This window comes from Paenibacillus sp. R14(2021), from assembly GCF_019431355.1.
Taxonomy (GTDB): domain Bacteria; phylum Bacillota; class Bacilli; order Paenibacillales; family Paenibacillaceae; genus Paenibacillus_Z.
The window spans coordinates 1,205,399-1,230,182 of sequence record NZ_CP080269.1 but is presented as its reverse complement, the minus strand read 5'-3'; the positions used below and the strand labels follow the sequence as shown (position 1 = coordinate 1,230,182).

Here is a 24,784-nt window from a genome sequence, read left to right as displayed (position 1 = left end):
CATGCAAGGAGACTTCATTATCATGTCGGAACGTACTGTACTAGGAAAGCTTTGGGGCGTGTCGCTCTTGTGGGGCTGCAATTATGTGGCAAGCGCCTACTTGCTGCGCGATTTCTCGCCGATTTTGTTATCTTTCACTCGCTTGTTGGTGATGTCGCTGTTCTTGATCTCCGTCGCATTGATTAATCAGACAATGAGGCGCCCAACCAAGCGGGAGTGGGGGCTGCTGGTGCTTGCAGGCATTACCGGGACGCTTATTAACCAATTGTTCTATTTCACAGGGCTGGAGCACTCAACCGCAGGGAACGCCGCACTCATTATTGCGTTGTCTCCCATTGCAACGACGATGCTTTCGCGAATCTTTCTGAAGGAGACAGTCACGTCAACGAAGCTGGCTGGAGCCGTGCTCGCATTGGTCGGTGTCGTGTGCATCGTGCTGTACGGCGGCAAATCGGTCGGCATTTCCAAAGGCGATATCTACTTGCTGCTCGCGATGCTAGGCATGTCTGTCAGCCTGCTGTTCATTCGCAAGCTGACTATCGCGATGTCCTCGTACGAGGTGACGATCTATGCGACGGTCATTGGGACCCTCATGATGTCGCCGGCGGTTGGCTTCGAATCCATCGGCGGACATTCCCACTTAAGCCATCAGCCCATGGCTTGGGTGCTGCTCGTATGCGTAGCCGTTATCGGCCAAGGGCTGGCGGGCTTCTGGTGGAATCAAGGCATCGCCGTCGTCGGAGCATCCACGAGCGCAATGTTCATGAATATTCCGCCGTTCATTGCGATCATCGTCAGCCACTTCGTGCTTGGCGATCCAATCCGCATCGCGCAAATTGCCGGCGGGATTCTCATACTGGCCGGCGTCGCTATTACCAATATGAAGCGCCGTGCGCCGCAGGCGGTGCAATTAAGCTTGGATTCTAATCGGTAGTTTCTATAGATGGAATGGTACATGCACCCGCAAGGGTGCATGTTTGCGTTCACGGGACAACGATATCTAAGCATAACCGCCGAAAGTCCGCATACCATTAGGCGATGAATGCGGATGAATAGGAGAGGATGCAGGGATGTACGACTTGCGGATTAGAAAACCGATACAGCTGCAGATCGATGAACCGCGGGCGGCAATTGGATTATTTCCCGCCTCGGTGAAGCTAGTAGGCGGGACGAAATGGGGCTATATCGACAGCAGCGGCCGCATGGCGCTTGCGCCGCAGTTCAGCGATGCGCGCGATTTTCAGCAGAATGGGCTCGCGATCGCAGCCGATCAGAAAGGAAGCTACGGCGCGATTGACGCTTCCGGGTGCTACCGGATTCCGCCCGTGTATGATTCCATCAACGATTTCGCAGAACGCCGAGCGGTCGCGATTGATAAACAAGGCTTCAAGCTGATTAACGAGCGAGGCAAGGTGTTGACCAAGCGTGCCTATCCGTTCATCGCGGATATGAAAGAGGGCCGGTCAGTATTCTACGTCACAGACGCCGGCAGCGATGCGGGGAACAGCCGCTACGGCTATTTGGATGCACAGGGTAAAGAGATTATTCCCGCTCAGTTCGAGGAAGCTGGCGACTTTAAGAACCGCAAGGCGGTCATCAAAATCAAGGACAATGAATATGCCCTGATCGGCCCGACCGGCCGCAGGCTTGCCGATTATCCATATGCTTACGTTGGCCCGCTCGGCGATGGCATGCTTGCCTTCCAACGGGATACCGCGGGCAAATACGGGTACTTGAACGAACGCGGCGACGTCGTCCTTCAACCGGCGTATACGTCGGCATTTACCTTCCGCAATGATCGGGCGATTGTCAATACGGCAGAGGATTACAAGTCGAGCTACGGCGTCATTAACAAAGCGGGAACGTTCATTGTCAAGGCCGCCTATAACGATATTCGCGATCTAGGCAATGATCGGCTGGCGCTCGGGCGGGCGATCGATCCGGAGCAGCCTTTCGTGGGCTCGATGTATGCGATTGCGGATTGGAACGGCAATCTGCTGTCGGCGTTTCTGTATCAGGACGTCTCTGATTTTGATGGCGAACTGGCTTCGGTTACCGATGGGAAGGAGACCTATTTCATTGATCGCAGCGGCAAGCCGGCACCCGGCTATCCGAATGTGAGCGGCATCGGCACGCTGACGCTGGAGGAAGGCGGCTTGATTAAAGCCTTCGTCGATCGGCGTCTCTCGTATTTGAACAGGGCCGGACGCATCATATGGAAGCAGAATACGGTCATTCCGCTGCAGCCGCCGTATTTTGTGAAGGAAATGAAGTATAAGCCCAATCCGGACTATCTTGTCTATTATCCGCAGGTGGAAGGCATGGCAAGCGGCGCGGCGCAGGCGACGGTCAATACGAGGCTGAAGGAAATGTCGCAGGTAAAGCCGATTCCTTCGAATAAGAAGCTGGACTACTCGTATATCGGCGACTTCGAGGTCGCTTTCTTCAAGATGAAGCTGCTGCAGCTGGAGCTAAGCGGCTACAACTTCCCGTTCGGCGCGGCACACGGCATGCCGACGAAGACGTACGCGATCATTAATTTATCGAACGGACGCATGTACGCACTGCAGGACTTGTTTAAGCCGGGCAGCGACTACGTGAAGGAATTAAGCGCCATCGTAGGCAGGCAGATTCAAGACGATCCGCAGTACGAGTATGTATTTCCAGGGAGCTATAAAGGCATTCGTCCAGATCAGCCGTTCTACGTCACGGAGAATGCGCTTCATCTGTACTTCGAGCCTTACGAGATTGCGCCGTATGCCGCAGGCTTCCCGACCTTCACAATACCGTTCGCACAGATTAGAGGAATCATCAATACGAGCGGGGAATTTTGGAAATTGTTCCATTCTTAAGTAAAGGACAGCTGCTCTGCAGCTGTCCTTTGATTCGTTGCTTATTATAGCCTTAATCGCGCGCGGCTTCGTACAGCTTCTCTGCGATGCGCGCCGGTTCGGTTTTGACCGTTGAGAAATGATCGCCCGGCGTCTTAATCAGGCGGAACACGCCGAGTCTGTCGGACATATGCGGGTGCCAGCCGAAGCCTTCGCCTTGGGGAAGAACGCCGTCTGTGGTGAGATACAAATAGCTTCTTGGCGTAGGCAGCGTATAGAATTTCTTGAGATCAAGCTTCTCGTAAAACGGCTTTGCCGGCTCCGGTTTCACTTTATTATACAGCTGGCTCGCCAGCGTGGCGTCCGCGAGGTTCACGAACGTCTCGCGAAACAGCGGGTACGGCAGCATGATCGTATCGTCCTTGGAGGCTGCGCGCAGCTGGGAAAAAGCTTGTGCGGCAGCCGGCGGGACTTCGTCGGCAATCGATTCGCCGTCATTGAGCACGTATGCGTTCATGAACACGAGGCGTTTGATCCGGTCCGGAATTTGTTCCGCTGCTTTTTGAATCACGGACCCGCCGAAGCTGTGTCCGACCAAGATCATATTTTTAAGATTTCGCGAAACGATATAGTTGACGACGGACCTCGTAATATCCGCGTGGGTGACATTCTTATTCGTGTCGGCGCCGTGTCCTGCGTATTCGGGGGTATAGACGGTATGGCCCTCCTTGCGCAGGTCCGCTGCAACCTGGTCCCAGTAGCTGGCGTCGCCCCAGGAGCCGTGAATGAGCACGAAGGTTAACGGCTGCGTGGCCCGATGATGGCCGTCTTGGGCGGAATAGCCAGGGTAGTAAGGGACGTTGCCCCATGGATTCGAATACGAAAGAGGCTGTGCAGGAACATAGTAATTGGTTACAGGCGGATATCCATAAGACCATGATTCGAATTGACTCATACGCACACTCCCATAATGAATTGATATGTTTTATAGGTATGTGCGGAGGTTTATGTTGGTGTCTGCTTCGTGCCTCAACCAGCTTGTCCGCTGCTCATTCGCTCATACTGCTGCCAGCGGGTTGTTCGAGCAGCAGCTTATCGTCGTGGACAGCGATCATCCCGTTGACAAAGCGTGGTGGAAGGCTGGCGCCTCCGTAGGATTGGCGTGGTATAATCCAACTATATCCTATTCAGAATGCAGGTGCGGCCGTGGATTACATGTTGATTACCATTAAATTGGTAACGGCTTTTTTCGGATTATGGTTCATTACCAAGCTGCTGGGGAAGAAAGAAATTTCCCAGCTGACGCTGTTCGATTTTATTTCCTCCTTGATGCTGAGCGAGCTGGTGGGGAACACGATTTACGACCGAGAGGTTCACTTCATGATGCTTGTCTACGCCTTAGCCCTATGGCTGGCGCTCTCCCTGGCGCTTGAGAAAATCGTTCAGCTGCTGCCTTGGCTGTCCGTTCCGCTAAGCGGAAGACCGGATATTATTATCCGCAACGGCGTCATTGATGTTCGGGCAATGCGAAGAAACAAGCTGGACATGCATCAGATCGGCATGCTGCTGCGCGAGCAGAGCGTCTTCAGCGTCAGAGAGGTTGCGTACGCCATATTCGAAACAAACGGCAACCTCAGCGTCATGCGCAAATCAAGCGAGGCCCCGCCGGCTAGAGGAGAGCTTGATTTACCGGAGCAGCCGGTCAGCCTGCCGCGGATCCTCATGGACCAGGGCTATGTTCAGCATGACGAGCTTCGGGAGCTCGGACGCGATGAGGCATGGCTGCTCCAGCAGCTCCAGCTGCAAGGAATTAAGCGGATTAAGGATGTATTCTATGCAGAGTGGTCGGAGTCGGAGGGGCTCTTCGTGCAGAAGAAGTAAGCAGCAAGCGAGCTAGAAAGTAAGGTTTCCGTTTATGTACAATCCCTGGCCAATGAGAGCCAGGGATTTTTTTTACTTCGGGGGCTGTGGCGGTGGACATTACTTGAACAATTTCTGCAGCAACCCAAGAGGAAACGCCGGCGAGTCGGCGTCCGTTAGTCCGTACAGATCGCTCCAGCTGTAGATGACCAAGAACGGCAGGAATCCAATCGCGACAACGGCAAAAACAAGACCGACGAGAACCAATCGAAGCGCTTTTCCGGAATGCATGACTGTTCATCTCCTCGTGCAGGGCTGTGAATGACGTCCTATAGGTTTATTCTATGCGGGCAGTATGCGTTTAAGCCGACTGATGTATCTGTGGTGTACACGATACATGCTTGAACTCGCGCGAATTTATTTGAAAAACGTTGTGTATTGCTGGTTATTCGAGTTACAATTATGTGAAATAATCCCAAACTATCGGAAGTCGATCATTTGCTTTCTCCGAAACGTCAACGAGAAATAAGGGAAGTCGTCGATAAATGAATACATACATTTTAAGCTTATAGCCCACTTCCTTCAAAGGAGAATCAGCGATGGCGATTGACTCGGAACTCGAAGAAATAAAGGCTAGAATGGCTGATTTAGAGATCAAGCAACAGACAAGCAGTCGAACACGGTCCTTTATATTGGCGATAATTATGGTGATCGTGGTAATTGTCGTGTTATTTACCGCAGGCATCTATGTCTTGAATTTTGATTTATTTGGGGGCTAAATAGAGTAATGACAACCTTCTATCTGATTCGTCACGGAGAGCCGGAGTGGGATTTGAACGAACGGTATAAATTGAGGGGGCATGGAAGAGACTTAGTGCCTCTGACTTCGCTTGGCATTCAGCAAGTCTATCAAACTTCAAGGGATGAGCGATTAGCGCATGCGCAATTAATCGTCTCCTCGCCTTACACGCGAGCGCTTCAGACCGCTGCGATTCTATTCAAAGAATTAAAGCTGGACATTCAGGTTGAATTCGATTTGAGAGAGTGGCAGCCTGATTTGTCCTTTCGATATGACACCTTAACGCAGCTTCATGAGCTTGGCTCCGACTATGATCGAAACAATGGGATTTATCCGGAAGGGGAAGCCCGGCTGTGGGAATCCAAACCGATGATGAAATCGCGGATAGACGGCGTTATAGATAAGTATTTGCATTATGAATATGTCATCCTAGCAGGGCATGGAATGGCATTCCGAACGCAGTATGACATCGAAGAAATTCCGCATGCCTCGATTATTGAGGTTAAGAAATGAGCTGGATTCGTCCTGATCGCGTCAACGAAATGGAATAGCGCTGTACCAAAGGAGATGTACGATGATAAAAGCAGCAATATTCGATTTGGATGGTACATTGCTGGATCGAGACCGTTCGTTGAGAAGCTTCGTGGCAAAGCAGCACGAGCGCCTAGCAGCCTTCCGTCATGTCGAGAAAGAAACGTTCGTAAACCGGTTCGTTGCGCTTGATCGTAAAGGCTATGTATGGAAGGACAAGGTCTATCAAGCATTGGTCGAAGAGTTTGAGACGGAGAGCCATTGGGAGGACCTGTTGGCGGATTATGAGGCAAACTTCAGGCATCATTGCATCGGTTTTTCGAATATGCGGGAGATTCTGGATGATTTGAAGATTCGCGAGGTCAAGCTTGGGCTCATTACGAATGGGCTTACCGCTTTTCAAACCCATAACATTCATGCGCTGGGCATTGCGCCTTACTTCGACGTCATTTTGATTTCGGAAGCGGAAGGGATTAGAAAGCCTGATCCGGCGATTTTCGAACGCGCGTTAGATCGGCTGAGCGTCCAATCCCATGAAGCGGTCTACATCGGCGACCATCCGGTGAATGACGTCAGAGCCAGCAGCGCCGTCGGCATGCGTTCCGTCTGGAAAGAAGATCTTGATTACGAGGAACCGCCGGAGGCCGATTGGGTCATTCGCGATCTTATTGAAATTGGTAAAATAATTGAGCGAAAGACAGCTCAAGATTAGAAGCCGAACTATACGAATCAACATGTAAGCTGCGATGAAACAAACACAAAGAGGACGTCACTTGGGATCAGAATGAACGGTTGAACGATGACCGTCATCTTACCGAGCCGATGTCCTCTTTGTTGTCCTCCGGCGCAGGTTGACGCCGATTATTCCCGTTCTCATCGAATCCCGCCGCATCTCCTCGCCGCTTCGGATAAAAGGCGAATGCCGTCCTCGATTCGATCGTCGTCCGCGCGGCTGAAGGTTAGGCGCATATGAGCGCAGGATGAGCCAAGCGTACTTCCAGGCGCGAAGACGACCCCTTGCTGCACGGCTTCCTTGAACAACTGATGCTCCGCCGCATCGTGGTTGATTTTGCACCAGAGATGGATGCCGCCTTCCGGCACTTCATACGTGACTTGGCCCGCGAAATACTTCTCCAGCGATTCGATGATTTGATCCCTCTTCTGCTTCAGGCCTCGGCGAAGCGCACGAATGTGAGACTCGAACTGGTCCGAAGCAAGCAGCTGGGCTGCAATCCACTGCGGATAGCTGGGATGGCCGAAGTCGATCTGCTGCTTCACGTCCGCCATGCGCTGGATAATGGCATGCGGCCCGGCAATCCATCCGATCCGAAGGCCGGAAGCAATGATTTTGGAAAGCGAGCTCACATAGATAACGGTTCCGTCGCGATCCAGCGACTTCAAGGTCGGCACATGCTCACCTTCGAAATGCGTCAGGCTGTAAGGGTCGTCTTCCACGATCGGAATGCCGTAGGTCGTGGAGATCTCAAGCAGCCGCAGCCGCTTCTCCATGCTCATCAGCGTACCGGTCGGATTGTGAAAATTCGGATTGACGAAGATCATCTTGATGCGGTGCTTCTTATGAATGGCGATGATTTCGTCCGGATCGATGCCGTCCTGATTGACAGGAAGCGGGAAGGTTCTAAGCCCCGAGGAGTGAAAGATCGGAAGCGAATGCGCATAAGACGGATCTTCGATGATGACGTTATCGCCGGGACTAAGCAGACTTTGGATGATCAGGTGAAGTGCTTGTTGAGCGCCGGACGTGACCAGCAGCGAGGAAGCCGGCGATGCAATGCGGCGGTACGTCTTGAGGTGATCGGAGAGGGTATCGCGCAGACGCAGGTTCCCTTGGAAATGTTCATATCCCAAGTACCGGTCGATCTCCAACGTATGGTGCGCATCCTGCATCAATGAAACGGGCAGCAAATCAGGACTTAATTCGCCGATCGCAAAATTAATGACCTGGCGGTCCGATTGGACGAATTGATGAATCTGGCGGTTGACGGGGTTGTTCTGCTTGAAAAAACCGCCGCTTGCATACTGTTCCCAATCGGGCAGCCGCTTGTAAGGGTCTTCCGACCAGATGCTCGTGTTCACCTGCGTGCCGATGCCCTTCATCCGCTTGACGATCCCCGCGGCATACAGTTCATCATACGCGGCAATGATCGTGCTTCGATTGACGTTCAATTCGGAAGCCAGGTTCCGCTCGGAAGGGAGCCAGCTTCCCGAAGGGAATTCCCCGCTTAGAATACGCTGTTCGATGTGATTAGCTATTTGCTTATATTTCGATAAGCCTGCCGCACTCCCCGTTTTGCGCACCATTCCACATTCCCCTCTCCATAGAGCATGTAAATCCAAGCAATGTCCGATACTGCCGAATAGGTGTGTTATGTATTCTCCCATATAAACCGAATGATAGCACATTTTTTCTGCATTAACCTAACATCATTCTGTGGATGGTAAATTTAATGTGGGTGTGGATGGGGTTATATCGGTGTATTGATCGTAATATGTGTCATATAAGTTAACGCAACCGAAATCAGGCAGCGCAAGAGAAAGGCGGATGTGACATGGAGGATAAGAAAGGATCGCTGCCGGATGCTGGCGCAGCGGCTGCGCTTGAGCAGGCGTTCCGTCTAGTCGACTTACAGAACAAGGGCATTCGGTCTTCCAATGCGCTTGCCTCCGGCAGACGCGGGGGAGCGGGACCGACAGACGATGCGGCATTTCAATTCGGCGGTCAGACCGTCATGCTGCCGGTATTTAACGGGCCGGCGGAAGATTCGCCGTATTCGCTGCTCGAAGGCGAGGATGGCTTCAAGCTTCAGTTCGAAGGCAAGACGCTTATGTACCTGGACCCCGTAGCAAGACCGAATTTCTATGACCTCAGCACGGCGGACGGGATCCCGTATAACAAAATCGCAGCGCTTCACAGCTCGGATGTGCTGGCCAGCACGGTCATCCAATCGTGTATCCGCTGGGATCCTAACGACCGCTGCAAGTTCTGCGCCATCGGCCACTCGCTCGCAGCCGGCTCGACGGTCGCCAAGAAATCGCCGGCACAATTAGCCGAGGTCGTGGCAGCGGCCGAGCGGCTTGACGGCATTCGGCAGATTACGCTGACGACGGGTACGCCGAATGAAACCGACCGCGGCGCGCTTCATTTAACCGAATGCGTGAAGGCGATCCGCAAGGTTAGCCGCCTGCCGATTCAAGTGCAGTGCGAGCCGCCGGAGGACGCCGAATGGTACTGGCGGTTGAAGGAGGCCGGCGCGAACACGATCGGCTTGCATGTCGAGTCCTTCGACGAAGACGTGCGGCGCGAGATGATGCCTTCCAAGTCGAGCATCACGCTGGAAACGTATTTCGACGCGTTCGAGAAGGCTGTCGCCGTGTTCGGCAGGAACCAGGTCACGACTTATGTCATTCTCGGCATGGGCGAGGACGCCGAGAAGACGATTGTCGGCTGCTCAAGAGCCGCGGCGCTGGGGGTTTACCCGTTCGTCGTGCCGCTTCGTCCGCTGCGGGGAACGATGCTCGAATTTGCGAAGCCGCCAACATCCGCTTACATGGATGATATGTATCGCAAGGTTGCGGATCTGCTGTCGGCAGCAAGCCTATCTTCCGCCGATAGCATGGCGGGCTGCGCGAAATGCGGTGCCTGCTCGGCGCTGCCGTCCTTCGAGAAAAATAAAGCGCCCGGGGTGATGGGATGAGAGGCTTGGATGTAAGGATGGCAGCAAGCGAAGCGGAATTGAATGCGGCGCATGCACTTCGCAATCAAGTGTTTGTCGAGGAACAAGGCTTGTTCGACGTAACGGACGAAGACGAGCATGATCCGGAAGCCATCCATTTGAATGCTTGGCGGGGCGCAACCATACTCATGGGCACCGTGCGATGTTATCCCGACAAGCACGAGAAAGGGACCTGGTGGGGCGGACGACTAGCGGTGATGGAAGCGTACCGGCTGCGGGGCATCGGTGTTTATCTGATCGAAGCCGCCGTAGAAGCGATGGAGAACCGCGGGGTTGAGCGATTTCTCGCACAGGTGCAGGAGCAGAATACGGAATTGTTCAAGAAACTGGGTTGGCGAAGCCTAGGTGAACAGCAGCTCATACGGGGTCATCTACATCAACTAATGGAGGCTGAGTTATATGTGCATGATGCACAATCAAGCAGGCGCCGCAGGCTTACCGGGCAATAACGCACACGCTGCCGGCGACACGATCCTTCAGCCGGAGAAGCCGCTCACGATGGGCATGGGCCGGAAAGTATACAGCGTGCACAATCACGTCGGCCAGCTGCCGCCATGGGCGTTCTACGAATCGGAGGAGCCGATATCGCCCGCCGATCCTGGCCCGGAAACACCGGAGGAGCTTGACTTCTTCATGAGCTGCAGAGGCATCGAGAAGACGTTAATCATTCCCAATTACGGCATTCCGGTGCAGGAGCAGCCATTCAGCCACAACAGCTTGGTCGCCGATCTGGCGGAGAAGCGAAGAAGAACCGTGGCTGGCGCATTGTGGGTATCCGGCCTGCCGCGCAATCGGGAGCTTACTGATGCCGCGCTGCAGATGCTCGATCAGCCGGGCATTCTTGCGATGAAGATGAGCTATTTGCTCGGCGGAACGGCAGATCCGAGCAAGTGGGATGAGCCAACGCTGCGCCAGCACGAAGCGATCTTCCGGGCTGCCATTGAGCGGGATCTTCCGATTCATTTTCATACCAGTCCAGGAGGCGGCTCCGACATTACGGGCTTCTTCGAGATCATCAAGCGCTGGGGCAAGGATCTGAAGATCCATCTGGTCCATATGGGCGGCGGCGTCAGCGGGCATATTCGGCTGCTCTCGCAGTGGAAGGATCTGATCGAAGGCGGGTATCAGGTTTACATCGATACGAGCTGGGCAATCGGGTTTGCGGTTCGCAAGCTGCTGCAGGAGCTGGACCGTACCGGCATCGGACTCGACCGCGTCATGTTCGGCTGCGATGAGCCCTGGAGCGATTTCGAGAGCGAGTTTTGGAAGATTCAGGGCGCGCAGGTGTCGGATGAAATCAAAGAACGTATCTTCTGGGGCAATGCCGAAGAGCACTATTTCAGCAAGTTGGCATAAGGGCTTACCGCTCTTTTCCATATAAATCGATGACTAATTGGAGGCATGATGTACGATGGCAAATTACACGGAAACCGAATTGAAAGCAATGAATGAGATTCCCCACCCGAGCCTGCCGGCCGGCGCCAAAATTTACGGCGAAACGAAGGTATTCCCGGATTACAAAGCGAACGAAGGCGATAAATTTCTATCGCTGGTCCACGGGATCGCGCATGAGTCGTCGCTGTCTTACGTCGCGATTCTGCAAGCGATCCGCGCGCAGCGCAAAGGCTTCGAGACGGCGATCTACTTCTATGGGACTGGCGCGATGAACGCGATTGCGACGCGCGGCTTCCCGACCATCGGCAACGCGGCATTCGGCGGTCAAATGAACCATAACGACAGCCTGGCGACATTCATCAAGGAAGGCGGCAAAGTATATGTATGCCGGTTCGGCCTTGGTCTTCACGGTCATCGCGAGGAGGATCTGATCGAAGGCGCGATTCCATGCCATCCGCTTGATCTGCAGGATTGCTTGATCGAATATTCCCGCGCTGGCGCATTCATCTTGAGCACGTTCCAAATCTAAAAGCGAGAGGCATGCCGCCGGCATGGGGAAAGGAATGACAACAGATGACATTACTCATGAAAAAGGGACGTCTGTCCCAAGAGCATTTTATCGTAACGGCAGAGCTGATACCGCCTCGCAGCTGGAATCCGCAGCCCTTGGTAGAGCAGGCGGTACGCTACAGAGGAAGCGTCGACGCCGTCGACCTCAGCGATAATCTGCTTGCGATCGCCCGCATGTCACCGGTGGTCGGCGCTTTCTTCGTCCGCCAGGTCGGCGTGGAGCCGATCGTTCAGATCAATCTGCGCGACCGGAACCGGATGGCAATCCAGAGCGATTTGATGGGTCTTGCGGCCATCGGCGTGAAGAACATTACGATCCTTGGCGGTTATCCCGCCAAGGTCGGCACCGAGCCGAATGCCAAGGAGGTCTACGACCTCCAAACGATGGAGCTGGTCAGCTATGTTCGTAAATTTGTCGACGAAGGACGGCTGTTCGACGGCACACTGATGGAAGAGAAGCCGACGTTTACGATCGGCACGGTCGAGAATATTGCCGGCAAGCCAATCAAGGAGCTGATCGATAGGCTGGAAGCGAAAGCGGACGGCGGAACGAATTTCGTTCGGACGCAGCTAGTGTTCGATATGGATTTAATCGGCGAATGGATGGAGGAGGCAAGGCGCCGCGATTTGCACAAGCGCATTACAATCATGGCCAGCATCTTGCCCCTGCGTGATGCAGCTCATGTCGATACGGCGCTTCGCATTCCGGGAATCGTCATTCCGGATTCCTTCAAGACGAGATTATCGCAATCGGAATCCAGGGAAGAGGGTTTAACCATCGCTGCGGAACTGATCGGAAAGCTGCGGCAGATCGAGGGAATTCGAGGCATTCATATTCGTCCGATCGGCGGTGCGGAAGACAGTGTGAATAAGGTCGTACAGCTGGCTGGATTAACGCCGCCCGGCACGGCCGAAATAAGCGCTTAATTATCCAATCCTGCGAAGAAGGGATGTACGATGCCATGAGGATCGCGTTATACACGTACAACACCAAGCCGCGAGGCGGCGTCGTTCACACGCTGGCATTGGCAGAAGCGCTGCGAAACCGCGGCTGCGGCGTAACGGTGTTCGCCTTAGGCACTGGCGGGAACGAAGGCTTCTATCGACCGGTGGAAGCCGATACGAGAATCGTGCCCTTCACGCTGCGAGCTGGCCAAACCTTCGAGGAACGGATTGCCCGGTATATTGACACTTACACAGAAGGACTGGATCAAGAGCCGCTAGCGGACTTCGACATTCATCATGTGCAGGATTGCATCAGCGCGAATGCGCTGAGACGCCTCAGGGAGAAGGGCCGCATTCCCTTCTTCCTGCGTACCGTCCATCACCTGGACGATTTCACGACGCCGGTACTGATCGACTGCCAGCACAAGTCAGTCGTGCGGCCGAACGCCCTCATCACCGTCAGTCACTATTGGCGTAACCGGCTGAACGCTGAATTTGGGCGCGATTCCGAGGTTATCCACAACGGCGTGGAGCAGCGGTTTTACGAGCCTCGGGGTGATCGTGAACGTTTGAAAGAGGCTTACGGCTTCGCAGGCAAGACCGTGTTTCTCACGCTGGGCGGCATTGAGCCCCGTAAGAACACGATTCGAACGCTTCGCGCATTCGCGCAGGTAAAAGCGAAGCTGCCGCATGCGGAGCTGCTCATTGCCGGCGGAACAACGCTGTTCGATTACCGGCATTATTTGCAAGCATTTCAGGCAGAGCTGCAAGCGATGGACAACGACGTCCGAAGCAGCGTTAGGCTTTCGGCCGCGCCGAATAACGACACGGTGCAGGATTATTACGCGCTGGCGGATTGCTTCGTGCAGCCGTCGACCAAAGAAGGCTGGGGGCTAGCTGTCATGGAAGCGATGGCTGGCGGAACGCCCGTAGTGGCATCTACGATCGAGGTTTTTCGCGAATTTCTTACACATGAAAGCAATGCACTTCTGGCTGAACCGGAGGATGAAGACGCCATTGCGGCTCAAATGTTTCGAGCAGTCACCGATACCGGGCTGCAGGAACAATTACACACAGCCGGAAAGTCGTCCATTCAGGCGTACAGCTGGGCAGCTGCAGCTGAGAAGCACATGGCGGTCTACGAGAGGATGTTGGCAGTTGGACAATCTAGCTTCGCTAATTGAACATCTGCAAGCCTTCTCCGGTATCCGACGAAAGAAAGACATCCAGCCGCTGCTTCGGATATTTGGTTCGATGCAAGCCGGCATGCTGGATCCCATCGGCGATGACGCGGCGGTGCTTCCTGACCGTGAAGGCTACCTCCTTTTCTCCAGCGACGGCATCCTGCCGGACCTGGTGCGAGAGGAACCGTTCTGGGCGGGCTATTGCGCCGTGCTCGTCAGCGTAAGCGACATTTATGCGATGGGCGGCAGACCGACGGCGATTGTCAATTTACTTAGCGCGCCGAACGAGGCGGCGGCCGAACAGATTGCTGAAGGCATGGCGGAAGGCTGCCGCAAGCTCGGCGTTCCCATGGTCGGTGGACATTTCCTGCCGGGCGAGTCAGAGGGTGTAGGCACTGCTATTCTTGGCAGGGCGACGCATCTACTGCGCGGCACGAACGGCAAGCCCGGTCATGCTTTGATCGCCGCCATCGATTTGGATGGCCGTCCTGTGAAGCATTACCCGCAATGGGACAGCACGAGCTTCCATTCGCCGGCTTCCCTTCAAGCCAAATTGGAGCTGCTGCCCCGGATCGCGGAGGCGGGATTGGCTGAGTCTGCGCGGGATATCAGCAATGCGGGCGTGCTCGGCACCATCGCCATGCTGGCTGAGAATGCCGGGAGCGGCGCTTCCATTGAGCTGGACCGGATTCCGAAACCGGAGCACGTGACGTGGGAACGCTGGCTGCGGACCTACCCTGGTTACGGCTTTATACTCAGCGCGGAACCGAGGCACTGCGATGAGATTCTTGCTTTATTTGCCTCGGAAGGTATAACCGCGCAAGTCATTGGCAAGCTGACCCGGGATTCACGGGTCATAATCCGCCAAGATGAAGAAGAAGCTGTGTTGATCGATTGGCATCAAGAGGATTTGGTGGTGGGACGACGTGCTCAGAGCTGATGATTCACGAACTGCGACTGACCAAGGGATGATCACGATTGCGGCCGTTCAATTCAACCCTGTACAGGGGCAGCCGAAACGGAACCGGGCAAGAATGGTTGAACAGCTGGCGGAAGCCGCGGTATCCGGCGCGCGGCTGATCGTCTTTCCCGAGATGGCCGCGAGCGGCTATGTATGGGAGAACAGAGCGGAAATCAAGCCGTTCGTGGAAACGATCCCCGGCCCAACGACTGATGCGCTGCTAGCGGTGACGAGCCGCTGCGACTGCTATGCGGTGGTAGGATTGCCGGAGCTAGATCCGGGAACCGGTATTTACTATAACAGCGCAGCCTTAATCGGTCCGAACGGCGTCATCGGCGTCTACCGCAAGACGCATCTGTTCGCCGACGATCCGAGATGGGCACGAGAGGGCAATGACGGTATTCGTGTCTTCCAGACACCGATTGGCAATATCGCAATGCTGATCTGCATGGATGCGATGTATTTCGAACCTTCGCGGATCGCGGCACTTCAGGATGCGGACATCGTTGCATTTCCGACCAACTGGGTTGGAGGCGGCAACAATCCCCCTAGCAAAACATGGTGCCTGCGGGCATGGGAGAACGGCGTTTATTGGATTGCGGCCAACCGCTCCGACCAGGAGCGAGGTGCTCAATTTACGGGAGGCAGCGGCATTATCGGCCCTGACGGGGAAGTGCAGCAGTCGCAAATGTCAGGCGAAGGCATTGTTTACGGCAAGATTCCTGCGATCATGCAATCGAGCTCGGCTCGGCGTCGACAGCTTCTGGAAACAAGGCGGCCGCAAGCCTATCACGATATACTGCTTCATCCTTATCTATGGAAGGAAGGACAGACGCGGCAAATCCCTTCACCAGAAAATTTCACGATCGCACTGCTCCCCTACGAGCAAGGGGAAGGATTGTCAATCGATCGATTAATAGAGGAATTAAGTGAACTTGAAAGCATGAATCCGCTGAGCAGCAACCGGCTTATCGTCCTGTCGCAAGTAGAGTTTGAGCCTCAGCAGATCGCAAGAGAAGCCGTATTAAACCGGCTTGTGGAACAGTGCGCATTGTCCGGCAGTTTCCTGGTCGTAACGTTATCCGACACAGGGACCGAGCACGCAGATTGCGTCAATTGCTATCTGATCGGACCAGAGGGCCTCGTTGGTCATGTCTCCACCGTTCATGCTAGTTTCGAGAATACGGAGGGGGAGCCTTCCTTCCGTACCTTCGAGCTTCCGTTCGGCAGGGTTGGACTGTTGACAGCTCAAGATGCTGGTTATCCGGAATCCTACCGCGTACTGGCCAAGCAAGGCGCCGATATCATAGCGGTCAGCTGCAACGGCCATGAGCCGGGCAAAGCCTGGATGCGCAAGATATGGGCGTTCGAGAACGATGCCGTTCTCGCCATAGCTGCGCCGCCGCAGACCCCGGAGAATCTCTTGTTCCTTCATCGTCAGGTTCATCGGGAGGGTGCAATTCCGGCAGGAGAAGTCTTCAACGCGACGTTCGGAGCGGAGCAGCTGACCGTCGCCCGGAGCCGTCCGTTCATGCGGCGATTGAAAACCCATTTATACGAATCGTTGATTCGAACGGAACAAGGAGGAAGCGAACGATGAAGCTGTTAGGAATTTCAGGAACGCTAATCGGCGCCAAAACACTGGCAGTCGTCCAAAGTGTTGTAGACCGCGCGGCGGAGCTTAATCCGGCGCTTGCGACGGAAGTGCTGGACTTGAAGGCATTCCATGTTGAAATGTGCGATGGTCGCGATCCTTCCCACTATAATGACGATACGCGCGCCGTCATTGACAAGATCACGAATGCGGATTGCTTCGTTATTGGCACGCCGATCTTTCAAGCTTCGTTGTCCGGTGCGCTCAAAAATGTATTCGATCTGCTTCCTGTCACCGCATTCCGCAACAAAGTGGTCGGTTTTATCGGTACGGGAGGCACCTATCAGCATTTTCTCGTAATCGAGAACCAGCTCAAGCCGATTGCCGGTTACTTCCGCGCATACGTTGCGCCGGATTACGTCTATGCGCACCGGGATCATTTCAACGAGCATAACGAAATTGTTGATCCGAGCGTGCTGGAACGCGTGGATTCGCTAGCTTCCCAAATCGTCCACATGTCAGGTGCGTTAACAAGCGCTTCTTTATAAGGGGTGTGCTGTCCATGCGTATTATATTGCTTTGCGGCGGACAGGGAGCAAGGCTGTGGCCGTTGTCCTACCCCGGCAGAACGAAGCCGTTCATACCGTTGTTCGATGGTCCGGACGGCAAACAATCCGCGATTCAGCGCATATGGAAACAGCTCGAACGAAGCGGACTATCCCGCTTCGTTCGTATTGTAATCGGAGCGGATCAGGAGCAGATTCTGCTGGATCAGCTAGGCACGGCAGCTCATTACGTCATAGAGCCCGAAGGACGAGGCACCTACCCGGCCGTCGTCTATGCGGCTGCCGATTTATTCGACGGTGATGATGCCGACGAAGTTGTCATTAGCATGCCAGCCGATCTAGACGTCGATGATTCCTTCTACGAGCATGTTCTAGCACTTGAACGTCAGCTGATTCAATCGGAGGCACAGCTTGGCCTGCTAGGCGTGAAACCGACTGAAGTCTCCTCCAAGTACGGCTATATGGTACCGCAGCCGAAAGAGTCCCGAGCGGCATTATTGCGGATCGATCATTTTGTCGAGAAGCCTGCCATGGATGAGGCGATGCAGCTGATCGCACAGGGCGCCTTGTGGAATTGTGGAGTGACCGCGATGCGCGTCTCGTATTTGAAAGCGCAGCTGGAGCAGGACGGAGTTGTGCCCGGTAATGAGGGAATCGCTGCTTGTGTCGGTGATTTGAACGGGACGAGCATCGATTGCAAACTGCTTCAGCACGCTGTCGACATCATTGCACTGCCGTACGAAGGGAAATGGACAGACGTGGGCTCATGGGAGACGCTTGCTCAAGCTTGGGAAGCGTCGGCAAATCAATCGGGAATTTCCGGTGAATACCAGAATATTAATGTCATTAATGATACGGAATTGACCGTTAAAGTGGACGGATTATCCGATCTGCTCGTGGTGGTTAGTGCTGCCGGCATTCTTATTCGGAAACAATCGCCGTCGAACTTTCGCTGATCGGATGGATAATAAGTTCTTCTGTAAACCAGTTCGCAGAAGAACAAATGCTGTAAGCTAATGATGTATTTGTTCGAACGTGGCAGACAACGACAAATACATGATAGGAGAGTGTTAAGAATGAAGAAGGTAGCAATATCGTAGACGCAACGGAAAACGAAATGGGAAGAGCGCTTCATGCGCTGCTTTACGCCCAGGAGTTTCACGAAGCAAAAGTCGAAGTGAAGGTGTATTTCGATGGTCAAGGCACATTGTGGGTGAAACAGCCCGAAGATCCTTCCCATATGTTCAATCCGCTGTACAAAGCAGTTAAAGCAACAGGCGTCCTGGCCGGCGTATGCGAATCTTGCGCAGATGCTTTTGGTGTCACCGAGGAAGTTGCAGCCTCCGGGATCGAATTATTCTCCGATGCAGGGGATGGACACTTCAGTAATGCGAAGCTCATCGCGGGCGATTACCAAATCATCACGCTGTAATTCTAGCATCGATTCCATAGCGACCAACACCGAGAGCCATCACCTCCATGATGGCTCTTTTTTATTGCCGGGCTGCTCATTACTTGCTGGAACTATTCAATCGTCACAAAAACCGCCAGGGCGTCCCGGAAGTTACTAAATTCGGATATGAAGCGCGTGCATTCGCGTTCAGCACGTTTCTCCAAGGGCGATATACAAGTTGATCTTCTGCCGTAACGTTTCTCCGGTCTGCGGCCCGACCATTGACTCGACCATGTAACCGTCCTTGAACACCATGACCGTCGGAATGCTCGTAACCTTGTACTCCGCTGCTATTTCTTTCTCCTCGTCCACGTTTAATTTGGCGATAACCGCGCGGTGCTTGTATTCCGTCGCCAGCTCGCCGATGATCGGAAGCTGAGTTTCCCAGGTAGACCAGAAGTCGACAAGCGTGACACCATGGTCAATTTGACTTTGAAAATTGTCTTTCGTGAGATTGATTACATCCATACAGAATCTCTCCAATCGTCGATTTAATCTTCTCGAAGCTTTCCCGCAATGGGATCAAAACATCCATTACATGAGGCGGATGCTGAACTTCTAAATCTGACGTCCACGAACAGCTTAACCCAATTCGAATATTTCTTCTGTAATATAGGTTACCGTTCAAGCGGCGCATACTGTTAGTACTCGTTGTATATTTCATAACTAACGCGGAGAACGTATGAATTACATGCATGAACGGAGGAGGAAATCAAATGTATAATGCAATTATCGTCGGAACGGGACCAGCGGGGCTGACTGCCGCCATTTACTTGGCACGCGCCAATATGGAGCCGCTTGTCATTGAAGGGCCGGAGCCGGGCGGTCAGCTGACCACTACGACCGAGGTCGAGAATTTCCCGGGCTTCCCTGAAGGAATCATGGGGCCTGAGCTTATTGCAAACATGCGTACGCAGGCTGAACGCTTCGGCGCCAAGTTTCGTACGGGCTGGGTTAACAAGGTCGATATGTCCAACAGGCCGTTTAAGCTTGAAATCGAAGGCGGCGAAGAGCTGGTAACGAAATCGATCATTATTTCAACGGGTGCATCCGCGAAGTACCTGGGCATTCCGGGGGAGAAGGATAACATCGGACGAGGTATCAGCACCTGTGCGACTTGCGACGGTTTCTTCTTCCGAGGCAAGAAAATCATCGTCGTCGGCGGTGGAGACTCCGCAATGGAAGAAGCACACTTCCTGACGAAATTCGCCTCGGAAGTGCGAATTGTTCATCGCCGTGACGAGCTGCGGGCATCGAAGATCATGCAGGACCGCGCACGCGCGAACAGCAAAATCGCATGGGAGCTGAACAAAACGCCGATCGAGGTCGTGGCCAACGAACGCGGGGTAACAGGTCTTAAGGTGCTTAACAATGCAACCGGCGAAGAGGAACTGCTCGAGACGGACGGCGTCTTCATCACCATCGGCCATACGCCGAACACGACATTTCTGGATGGTCAGCTGCAGACGAACGAGATTGGCTATCTGCTTGTGAAGCCGGGAACGACGGAGACGAATATTCCGGGCGTCTTCGCTTGCGGCGACGTACAGGATCCGACATATCGCCAAGCGATTACGGCTGCCGGCAGCGGCTGCATGGCTGCGCTCGACTGCGAGAAGTTTGTTGAGGGACATGCCGTTCACGATTGGAGTCAGTCGCTGAACGAAACCGAATCTGTACAGCATGTATAATACTGCGATCTGAGACCCGCTTAATCAGCGGGTCTTTTATTATTAGCGGCATTAATTACGACAATATTCAAGGTTCGGTATGCTATGCAAGCATGTATTATATATGTTTAATATATAAAATTAATAGGGCTAGGCAGGAATTTAGCATCCGGCTGTGGAAGTCATTTCCCTGAAATCATGCTCACAACGTTATATGAACTTATCGAGATGAGGCGGGAAATCATGACGAAAATACTAGTAACCGGAGCATCCGGTAATGGCGGACAAGCTGTCAGCCGGGCCTTGCTGAAGGCCGGCTATGAAGTCCGTATGGCAGATGTAATGCCGTCGCATGCAGAAGATTTAAGCCAAGCTGAATTCATGCGATGCGATACGCGAACGCCGGCCGATGTGCGCCGTGCTGTGGAAGGCATGGATGCCGTCATTCATCTGGCTGCATGGCACTGCGCACATACGCCTCCAGTCAGCGACGATACGATCTTTGCTGTTAATGTTGACGGTACGTTCCAAGTATTCGAGGCCTGCCGTCAAGAGGGCATTAAAGCGATCGTCTACGCGTCATCCATGGCTTACGGCTGGGGATCGGTCTATGGCGTTTCCAAGGTCATCGGCGAAGACTTATGCCGTTCCTATCACGAGATGACGAATGCTTCGATCGCCATGCTGCGTTACCATGAATTTATTCCGCGGCCGTACTTGGAGTTTGGGGCTCGTCTGCTGCGGAACGCCGTAGACCGAAGAGACGTCGCAAATGCAACCGTGGCGGCGGTGGAAGCGGCATTGGAGCAGCGATTCGGGCTGTTCCGCACGATTGTACATACAGATCACGGCATGCCGGAACAAGTTGTACGCGATTTCCGGAATCTCGGACCGAGCTGGTGCGAATCGCAGGTTCCCGGTTCTCGCAGCATGCTCGAGAAGTATAGCATCGAGCTTCCGGAGCATGTGGAGCAGCATGATCTCTCCGAAGCGGAGCGTTTGCTCGGCTGGAAGCCAGAGATCGGGTTCATCGAATTTCTCCGCGATCTGAAGTCGCGCGATGAGCAGGGCTTCGATGTCTCGAAGCTGTGGGTGCCATCCGAACTGCCTGCTTCTTTGTAGATCGACACCGAACCAAAACAGGTAACAGAAGAAGAGGAGCAGTCATCATAGGGCTGCTCCTTTTGCTGTCCGTCGGCGGGTTCTACGAATTCCGATTCCTGCTCAAATGGGGCAGCTTCGCCAATCCGGAAGCGGCGATCTTGCAGTGCCGCTTGTTGAACAACGGATCCGACGTCTTTAAGGTTGCAGACCGCTAATGCTAACCCAGCTAACCGCCCGACAATTCGGGCGGTTTATTTGCTGACGAAAGACGAGGTCATCGCCGTCATACATGATTCTCGATGCAATGCGGGTGACGCCTTAAAGGAATTCGACCCATGTGGAGCGGACAACGTTCCGTGGGGAATTTTTCAAATTAAGTAAAAATTACCTTGACGCGAACTTGGTAAGCGCATACAATTAGCACCAATAGGCGAGATTACGGGAGGGCATAACGATGGTTTTGTTTCTGGCAGCGGTTATCGGCTAATTCCGAGCTGAATATGGCATGAACAGGTTCGGCACCTGCAGTCTGAGCGCATGTAATGCGCCCTGCTTGCGATGCGCCTGCGTTCGTGCCCCCTGTCATGAACAATTCATCAAAATGCTGGCTATGCGAGGAACAGTGAAGGCTTAGACAGCTTCCACACTGCTCGCTGCGATCAGCCGTAGATGGACATTCGTTCATCTACGGCTTTTTTGCGTTCATTTTCCCGGGAAGCTCGCTGTAAGAAAGGGGAAGATCAAGGAATGTCGGCAAGCAGGCAATATAAATAGCGAATAAGAAAGGAAGATCGATATGAGGCCGAAACTTAGTTACACCATCTGGTTCTCGCAGCGAACGGGAAGCACGCTGCTTCAGTATGCGCTGGCTTCAACCGGTGCAGCGGGAAATCCCGGTGAGTGGATGCATGGGAGAAATCCCGAGACGATTACCGAGGCTGACGTGGAAACGATGTGGGAGGCAGGAACAACGCCGAATGGTATCTTCGGCGTGAAGACTTCGCTGAACAACGAGTGGATCCACGCGTTCAGGCGTCTTTACGATTTCCCCGATTCTGCTCCGGCAGCTGCGGTATGGCGAGCGGCTTTCCCAAATTGCACGAAGCATATCTATATGACGCGCAGAAACAAGGTTCGATTGGCCGTGTCGTGGTGGAGGGCGATCGTATCCGGCGAATGGCATCGAATGCACGGTGCAGAGCCGTCTGAGCAGGATATTACGGGCAAGTATAATTTTGACGCCATTCAGCATTTGCTTACCGACTGCGCGCTTCGGGAAGCGGCAATGGATCAATTTCTCGCAGAAGAGGGCATCGTACCGCTTACCCTTGTGTATGAGGATTTCATTCTCGACTACGAGGGTACGGTCAGGAAAGTGTTGGCGTTTCTCGGTGTCTCAGCGGACGACGTGACCATCGCGCCGCCCGCATTTGATCGGCTGGCCGATGAGATTAACGAACAGTGGGTGCAGCGTTTCCGTCAGGAACGGCAGCAAGACTGGGAGCGGGCAGTATGGTGAGCCGCTTCAACAATAGTTCTTAGCTCGCATGCAAACTCCGCGAATCATTCAAATCATAGTGACGGCCTTGTGCCGGCACGGGATCAACGAAGGAGATGTTGAAACGATGAAGCTGGCTAAGCCGGACATTACGCAAGCGATGGTCGAAACGGTGCTGAATCGACACTTTGGGCATCCTGCCCAGGATGTGTCCGAAGCTGCAGAGAATGGGAATTTCAGCAAGGTGTATTATTTCTCCGCAGCAGGCGAGAACTATGTCATCCTGTTCACTCATGTCAAGGACAGCGACTACGATCGCATGCAGTTTATTGCAGATTTACTGACATCGCAGGGTGTCCCCTATGCGAGAATGGTTGGACGCGGCGCGTATGGTTCTCACCGTTATTGTATATTGGAACGGATCCCGGGACATGTGCTTGTCGATTGCAGCCCGGAACAGAAAGCCGTAATGCTTGAAGAGTTGGCCGCAATGATAACCAAGATGAATCGGGTCAAACTGCCCGAGACATCGACGGGCTACGGGCCGATCATGGGGAACGGCAACGGCGAATACGAATCTTGGTCGGCCTATGTGCAGCGCTTCTATGCAGAGGATCAACGGGGGACGTTCTGGGAGAATTGGCATGAACTCTTCACGACAACCTGCTTGGAAAGGGAGGTCTTCGAGGAATGCTACAGGCGGCTGATCGCCTTTCTTCCGTGCAGCGCGCCGCAGCGGCATTTCGTGCACAATGATTGTCATCAATGGAATATCCTCTCCGACGGAGAACAAATCACAGGCATCATCGATTCTAACGGGTTGTACGGCGATTATCTGATCGATCTGACGACAATTTGGGACGCGTTTCCAGGTAAGGGTTTCATTCAGGCTTACCGGGATTATGCGGTGCAAATTGGAAGTCCGATCGCGGATTTTGAGAATCGTTTTGCTGCCGCCATGTATTATAAAGGGCTGGATTGCCTGCGCTTCTATGCAAAAATGGGATATACAGACGCCTATCGTGAGCTGCGTGACCGCTTATTAGCATTGCCGAAGGAACCTGAGCCGCAGTAGATTTGGGTTAGAGGCGCACACCTGGCTGCTGCAAAATGAACATGTGTAGGTCATGGACAGACAAATAAGGCAGCGCATCTCCGGAAGGAAGGCGCTGCCTTGCTGCGTTAATTGAGGATGAGCGCATCGTAGAACCGCTGCGCGTCCGTGAACAGTTCATCGATGCTGCTGCTGATCTCGGTCGCATGACCGGATTTCAGTGCCTTCAGCAATGCGCTGCGCGAGCGGATGCTGCTTTCTTGGGCGCCGGGAACGGCAAGCAGTTTCAAGCTGGTTTCGCGCCGAAGATGAATCATCGTCTGCATGAGCTTGGCGTAGATCGCATTGCCACAGATGTCGCCCATGAATAGATCGAATGCGTCCAGCACGTCCAGGAACGATGCCGGTGATCCATCCGGCTGATCCGCCTTGAGCTGGCCGATCAGCTGCTGCAGATGTTCGAATTGGGCTGGCGAAGCGTAACGGGCTGCCGACAGGTACACCTCGGATTCGATTAATTTGCGAGCGGCGTACACTTCCTTGAGATTGTGCAGCTCGTTATGGAACAGCCATAGGATCGTCTCGGATGGAATCGGCATTTCCTGTTTGTTGACGAAGCTGCCTTCGCCGGCTCTGATGCTAATCAAGCCGACAAGCGAGTGGCGCGAAGCGCTTCACGTACGCGTCCGCGGGTGACGCCTAATTGAACGGCCAAATCACGCTCAGTCGGCAGCTGCTCGCCGGGCTGAAGCTGGCCGGACGTAATCAATTCCGCGATTTGCTCCATGATTTGTTCGGTGACGGTTATTTTGCGAACGGCTTTGAACATGATGAACGACGCTCCTCATTGTGAGAAATTGAATTGTGTTCCCAAGATATCGGGGATATTCCGCATCTGCGGTACTACCATGCAACCATACATGCTTGGTGTATTATAGCATGCAGCAAGCGCATGGAGAAGAACGAACAAGAGTCGGCCCGTATAGGGGATGGAAGACTCACTGCAAGAGAGCA

Annotated in this window: 28 protein-coding genes; 22 read left to right on the top strand and 6 right to left on the bottom strand. The window is 53.7% G+C overall.

Annotated features, from left to right (window positions below):
- Positions 1-22 precede the first annotated feature (22 nt).
- Positions 23-934 (top strand): DMT family transporter, encoded by a 912-nt coding sequence (locus KXU80_RS05915; RefSeq protein WP_219837328.1) that lies wholly within the window; start codon positions 23-25, stop codon positions 932-934.
- 136 nt (positions 935-1,070) lie between these two features.
- Positions 1,071-2,852, top strand: coding sequence for a WG repeat-containing protein (locus KXU80_RS05910; RefSeq protein ID WP_219837327.1), 1,782 nt, complete (start codon positions 1,071-1,073; stop codon positions 2,850-2,852).
- A gap of 52 nt (positions 2,853-2,904) precedes the next feature.
- Here the strand turns inward: KXU80_RS05910 and KXU80_RS05905 are convergent, their stop codons facing one another.
- Entirely contained in the window at positions 2,905-3,786 is an 882-nt protein-coding gene (locus tag KXU80_RS05905; RefSeq protein ID WP_219837326.1) for an alpha/beta fold hydrolase, read from the bottom strand.
- A gap of 260 nt (positions 3,787-4,046) precedes the next feature.
- On the opposite strand from KXU80_RS05905, the gene KXU80_RS05900 reads away from it, so the two are divergent.
- Positions 4,047-4,712 (top strand): DUF421 domain-containing protein, encoded by a 666-nt coding sequence (locus tag KXU80_RS05900; RefSeq protein WP_308858195.1) that lies wholly within the window; start codon positions 4,047-4,049, stop codon positions 4,710-4,712.
- Positions 4,713-4,811: 99 nt separating this feature from the next.
- Here the strand turns inward: KXU80_RS05900 and KXU80_RS05895 are convergent, their stop codons facing one another.
- Positions 4,812-4,982 (bottom strand): hypothetical protein, encoded by a 171-nt coding sequence (locus KXU80_RS05895; RefSeq protein ID WP_219837324.1) that lies wholly within the window; start codon positions 4,980-4,982, stop codon positions 4,812-4,814.
- Positions 4,983-5,290: 308 nt separating this feature from the next.
- Between KXU80_RS05895 and KXU80_RS05890 the strand changes: the two genes are divergently transcribed.
- The 3 genes from KXU80_RS05890 (at position 5,291) to KXU80_RS05880 (ending at position 6,733) form a co-directional block, all read left to right on the top strand.
- Positions 5,291-5,470 (top strand): hypothetical protein, encoded by a 180-nt coding sequence (locus tag KXU80_RS05890; protein ID WP_219837323.1) that lies wholly within the window; start codon positions 5,291-5,293, stop codon positions 5,468-5,470.
- A gap of 8 nt (positions 5,471-5,478) precedes the next feature.
- Entirely contained in the window at positions 5,479-6,003 is a 525-nt protein-coding gene (locus KXU80_RS05885; RefSeq protein ID WP_219837322.1) for a histidine phosphatase family protein, read from the top strand.
- 61 nt (positions 6,004-6,064) lie between these two features.
- A complete protein-coding gene (locus KXU80_RS05880) occupies positions 6,065-6,733 on the top strand; it encodes an HAD family hydrolase (RefSeq protein WP_219837321.1) in 669 nt (222 codons plus the stop codon).
- Positions 6,734-6,894: 161 nt separating this feature from the next.
- Here KXU80_RS05880 and KXU80_RS05875 read toward each other — a convergent pair whose 3' ends face one another.
- Positions 6,895-8,343 carry a MocR-like pyridoxine biosynthesis transcription factor PdxR gene (locus KXU80_RS05875; protein ID WP_219837320.1) on the bottom strand — a complete coding sequence of 483 codons (1,449 nt, stop codon included), beginning with the start codon at positions 8,341-8,343 and terminating at the stop codon, positions 6,895-6,897.
- Positions 8,344-8,591: 248 nt separating this feature from the next.
- On the opposite strand from KXU80_RS05875, the gene KXU80_RS05870 reads away from it, so the two are divergent.
- The 11 genes from KXU80_RS05870 (at position 8,592) to KXU80_RS05820 (ending at position 18,423) form a co-directional block, all read left to right on the top strand.
- On the top strand, positions 8,592-9,737 hold the full coding sequence (locus KXU80_RS05870; RefSeq protein ID WP_219837319.1) for an MSMEG_0568 family radical SAM protein: 1,146 nt from the start codon (positions 8,592-8,594) through the stop codon (positions 9,735-9,737).
- 17 nt (positions 9,738-9,754) lie between these two features.
- Positions 9,755-10,225: an MSMEG_0567/Sll0786 family nitrogen starvation N-acetyltransferase gene (locus KXU80_RS05865; RefSeq protein ID WP_258171281.1), complete on the top strand. Its 471-nt coding sequence runs from the start codon at positions 9,755-9,757 to the stop codon at positions 10,223-10,225.
- Positions 10,176-11,132, top strand: coding sequence for an amidohydrolase family protein (locus KXU80_RS05860; protein ID WP_258171280.1), 957 nt, complete (start codon positions 10,176-10,178; stop codon positions 11,130-11,132). The genes KXU80_RS05865 and KXU80_RS05860 overlap by 50 nt, the downstream gene beginning before the upstream one ends.
- A gap of 55 nt (positions 11,133-11,187) precedes the next feature.
- Complete coding sequence (locus KXU80_RS05855; RefSeq protein WP_219837317.1) at positions 11,188-11,700, top strand: MSMEG_0572/Sll0783 family nitrogen starvation response protein; 513 nt, start codon at positions 11,188-11,190, stop codon at positions 11,698-11,700.
- 56 nt (positions 11,701-11,756) lie between these two features.
- The gene (locus KXU80_RS05850) at positions 11,757-12,668 is read left to right on the top strand and encodes a methylenetetrahydrofolate reductase (protein WP_258171279.1); all 912 of its coding nucleotides are present in this window, start codon (positions 11,757-11,759) and stop codon (positions 12,666-12,668) included.
- Between the two features lie 35 nt (positions 12,669-12,703).
- Positions 12,704-13,870, top strand: a complete 1,167-nt coding sequence (locus tag KXU80_RS05845; protein ID WP_219837315.1) for an MSMEG_0565 family glycosyltransferase — start codon at positions 12,704-12,706, stop codon at positions 13,868-13,870.
- Positions 13,845-14,810, top strand: a complete 966-nt coding sequence (locus tag KXU80_RS05840) for a sll0787 family AIR synthase-like protein (protein WP_219837314.1) — start codon at positions 13,845-13,847, stop codon at positions 14,808-14,810. The genes KXU80_RS05845 and KXU80_RS05840 overlap by 26 nt, the downstream gene beginning before the upstream one ends.
- Positions 14,797-16,431 carry a nitrilase-related carbon-nitrogen hydrolase gene (locus KXU80_RS05835; protein WP_258171278.1) on the top strand — a complete coding sequence of 545 codons (1,635 nt, stop codon included), beginning with the start codon at positions 14,797-14,799 and terminating at the stop codon, positions 16,429-16,431. Before KXU80_RS05840 ends, KXU80_RS05835 begins: the two co-directional genes overlap by 14 nt.
- The gene (locus KXU80_RS05830) at positions 16,428-16,973 is read left to right on the top strand and encodes an NADPH-dependent FMN reductase (protein WP_219837313.1); all 546 of its coding nucleotides are present in this window, start codon (positions 16,428-16,430) and stop codon (positions 16,971-16,973) included. The genes KXU80_RS05835 and KXU80_RS05830 overlap by 4 nt, the downstream gene beginning before the upstream one ends.
- Before the next feature lie 14 nt (positions 16,974-16,987).
- Positions 16,988-17,947, top strand: a complete 960-nt coding sequence (locus tag KXU80_RS05825; protein ID WP_219837312.1) for a sugar phosphate nucleotidyltransferase — start codon at positions 16,988-16,990, stop codon at positions 17,945-17,947.
- A 161-nt stretch (positions 17,948-18,108) separates the two neighbouring features.
- On the top strand, positions 18,109-18,423 hold the full coding sequence (locus tag KXU80_RS05820; RefSeq protein WP_219837311.1) for a DsrE family protein: 315 nt from the start codon (positions 18,109-18,111) through the stop codon (positions 18,421-18,423).
- A gap of 168 nt (positions 18,424-18,591) precedes the next feature.
- On the opposite strand, the gene KXU80_RS05815 is transcribed toward KXU80_RS05820, so the two are convergent.
- On the bottom strand, positions 18,592-18,912 hold the full coding sequence (locus KXU80_RS05815; protein ID WP_219837310.1) for a thioredoxin family protein: 321 nt from the start codon (positions 18,910-18,912) through the stop codon (positions 18,592-18,594).
- A 248-nt stretch (positions 18,913-19,160) separates the two neighbouring features.
- Here KXU80_RS05815 and trxB point away from each other — a divergent pair, with 248 nt between their 5' ends.
- The 5 genes from trxB (at position 19,161) to KXU80_RS05795 (ending at position 23,791) form a co-directional block, all read left to right on the top strand.
- Entirely contained in the window at positions 19,161-20,135 is a 975-nt protein-coding gene (trxB, locus tag KXU80_RS05810) for a thioredoxin-disulfide reductase (RefSeq protein ID WP_219837309.1), read from the top strand.
- Positions 20,136-20,357: 222 nt separating this feature from the next.
- The gene (locus tag KXU80_RS05805; RefSeq protein ID WP_219837308.1) at positions 20,358-21,236 is read left to right on the top strand and encodes an NAD-dependent epimerase/dehydratase family protein; all 879 of its coding nucleotides are present in this window, start codon (positions 20,358-20,360) and stop codon (positions 21,234-21,236) included.
- Between the two features lie 62 nt (positions 21,237-21,298).
- Positions 21,299-21,433 (top strand): hypothetical protein, encoded by a 135-nt coding sequence (locus tag KXU80_RS27900; protein WP_258171277.1) that lies wholly within the window; start codon positions 21,299-21,301, stop codon positions 21,431-21,433.
- A gap of 581 nt (positions 21,434-22,014) precedes the next feature.
- Positions 22,015-22,737, top strand: a complete 723-nt coding sequence (locus KXU80_RS05800) for a Stf0 family sulfotransferase (RefSeq protein ID WP_219837307.1) — start codon at positions 22,015-22,017, stop codon at positions 22,735-22,737.
- Between the two features lie 106 nt (positions 22,738-22,843).
- A complete protein-coding gene (locus KXU80_RS05795; RefSeq protein WP_219837306.1) occupies positions 22,844-23,791 on the top strand; it encodes a phosphotransferase family protein in 948 nt (315 codons plus the stop codon).
- A 107-nt stretch (positions 23,792-23,898) separates the two neighbouring features.
- On the opposite strand, the gene KXU80_RS05790 is transcribed toward KXU80_RS05795, so the two are convergent.
- Both KXU80_RS05790 and KXU80_RS27895 read right to left on the bottom strand, forming a co-directional pair.
- Entirely contained in the window at positions 23,899-24,417 is a 519-nt protein-coding gene (locus tag KXU80_RS05790) for a FadR/GntR family transcriptional regulator (protein WP_258171276.1), read from the bottom strand.
- Entirely contained in the window at positions 24,414-24,599 is a 186-nt protein-coding gene (locus tag KXU80_RS27895) for a FadR/GntR family transcriptional regulator (protein ID WP_258171275.1), read from the bottom strand. Before KXU80_RS27895 ends, KXU80_RS05790 begins: the two co-directional genes overlap by 4 nt.
- Positions 24,600-24,784: the final 185 nt, after the last annotated feature.

Excerpts from the sequence above, each read along its gene's own strand:
- KXU80_RS05915 (WP_219837328.1), top strand. The coding sequence starts at position 23 with ATGTCGGAACGTACTGTACTAGGAAAGCTTTGGGGCGTGTCGCTCTTG.
- KXU80_RS05910 (WP_219837327.1), top strand. The coding sequence starts at position 1,071 with ATGTACGACTTGCGGATTAGAAAACCGATACAGCTGCAGATCGATGAA.
- KXU80_RS05905 (WP_219837326.1), bottom strand. The coding sequence starts at position 3,786 with ATGAGTCAATTCGAATCATGGTCTTATGGATATCCGCCTGTAACCAAT.
- KXU80_RS05900 (WP_308858195.1), top strand. The coding sequence starts at position 4,047 with ATGTTGATTACCATTAAATTGGTAACGGCTTTTTTCGGATTATGGTTC.
- KXU80_RS05895 (WP_219837324.1), bottom strand. The coding sequence starts at position 4,982 with ATGCATTCCGGAAAAGCGCTTCGATTGGTTCTCGTCGGTCTTGTTTTT.
- KXU80_RS05890 (WP_219837323.1), top strand. The coding sequence starts at position 5,291 with ATGGCGATTGACTCGGAACTCGAAGAAATAAAGGCTAGAATGGCTGAT.
- KXU80_RS05885 (WP_219837322.1), top strand. The coding sequence starts at position 5,479 with ATGACAACCTTCTATCTGATTCGTCACGGAGAGCCGGAGTGGGATTTG.
- KXU80_RS05880 (WP_219837321.1), top strand. The coding sequence starts at position 6,065 with ATGATAAAAGCAGCAATATTCGATTTGGATGGTACATTGCTGGATCGA.
- KXU80_RS05875 (WP_219837320.1), bottom strand. The coding sequence starts at position 8,343 with ATGGTGCGCAAAACGGGGAGTGCGGCAGGCTTATCGAAATATAAGCAA.
- KXU80_RS05870 (WP_219837319.1), top strand. The coding sequence starts at position 8,592 with ATGGAGGATAAGAAAGGATCGCTGCCGGATGCTGGCGCAGCGGCTGCG.
- KXU80_RS05865 (WP_258171281.1), top strand. The coding sequence starts at position 9,755 with ATGGCAGCAAGCGAAGCGGAATTGAATGCGGCGCATGCACTTCGCAAT.
- KXU80_RS05860 (WP_258171280.1), top strand. The coding sequence starts at position 10,176 with ATGTGCATGATGCACAATCAAGCAGGCGCCGCAGGCTTACCGGGCAAT.
- KXU80_RS05855 (WP_219837317.1), top strand. The coding sequence starts at position 11,188 with ATGGCAAATTACACGGAAACCGAATTGAAAGCAATGAATGAGATTCCC.
- KXU80_RS05850 (WP_258171279.1), top strand. The coding sequence starts at position 11,757 with ATGAAAAAGGGACGTCTGTCCCAAGAGCATTTTATCGTAACGGCAGAG.
- KXU80_RS05845 (WP_219837315.1), top strand. The coding sequence starts at position 12,704 with ATGAGGATCGCGTTATACACGTACAACACCAAGCCGCGAGGCGGCGTC.
- KXU80_RS05830 (WP_219837313.1), top strand. The coding sequence starts at position 16,428 with ATGAAGCTGTTAGGAATTTCAGGAACGCTAATCGGCGCCAAAACACTG.
- KXU80_RS05825 (WP_219837312.1), top strand. The coding sequence starts at position 16,988 with ATGCGTATTATATTGCTTTGCGGCGGACAGGGAGCAAGGCTGTGGCCG.
- KXU80_RS05820 (WP_219837311.1), top strand. The coding sequence starts at position 18,109 with ATGGGAAGAGCGCTTCATGCGCTGCTTTACGCCCAGGAGTTTCACGAA.
- KXU80_RS05815 (WP_219837310.1), bottom strand. The coding sequence starts at position 18,912 with ATGGATGTAATCAATCTCACGAAAGACAATTTTCAAAGTCAAATTGAC.
- trxB (WP_219837309.1), top strand. The coding sequence starts at position 19,161 with ATGTATAATGCAATTATCGTCGGAACGGGACCAGCGGGGCTGACTGCC.
- KXU80_RS05805 (WP_219837308.1), top strand. The coding sequence starts at position 20,358 with ATGACGAAAATACTAGTAACCGGAGCATCCGGTAATGGCGGACAAGCT.
- KXU80_RS05800 (WP_219837307.1), top strand. The coding sequence starts at position 22,015 with ATGAGGCCGAAACTTAGTTACACCATCTGGTTCTCGCAGCGAACGGGA.
- KXU80_RS05795 (WP_219837306.1), top strand. The coding sequence starts at position 22,844 with ATGAAGCTGGCTAAGCCGGACATTACGCAAGCGATGGTCGAAACGGTG.
- KXU80_RS27895 (WP_258171275.1), bottom strand. The coding sequence starts at position 24,599 with ATGTTCAAAGCCGTTCGCAAAATAACCGTCACCGAACAAATCATGGAG.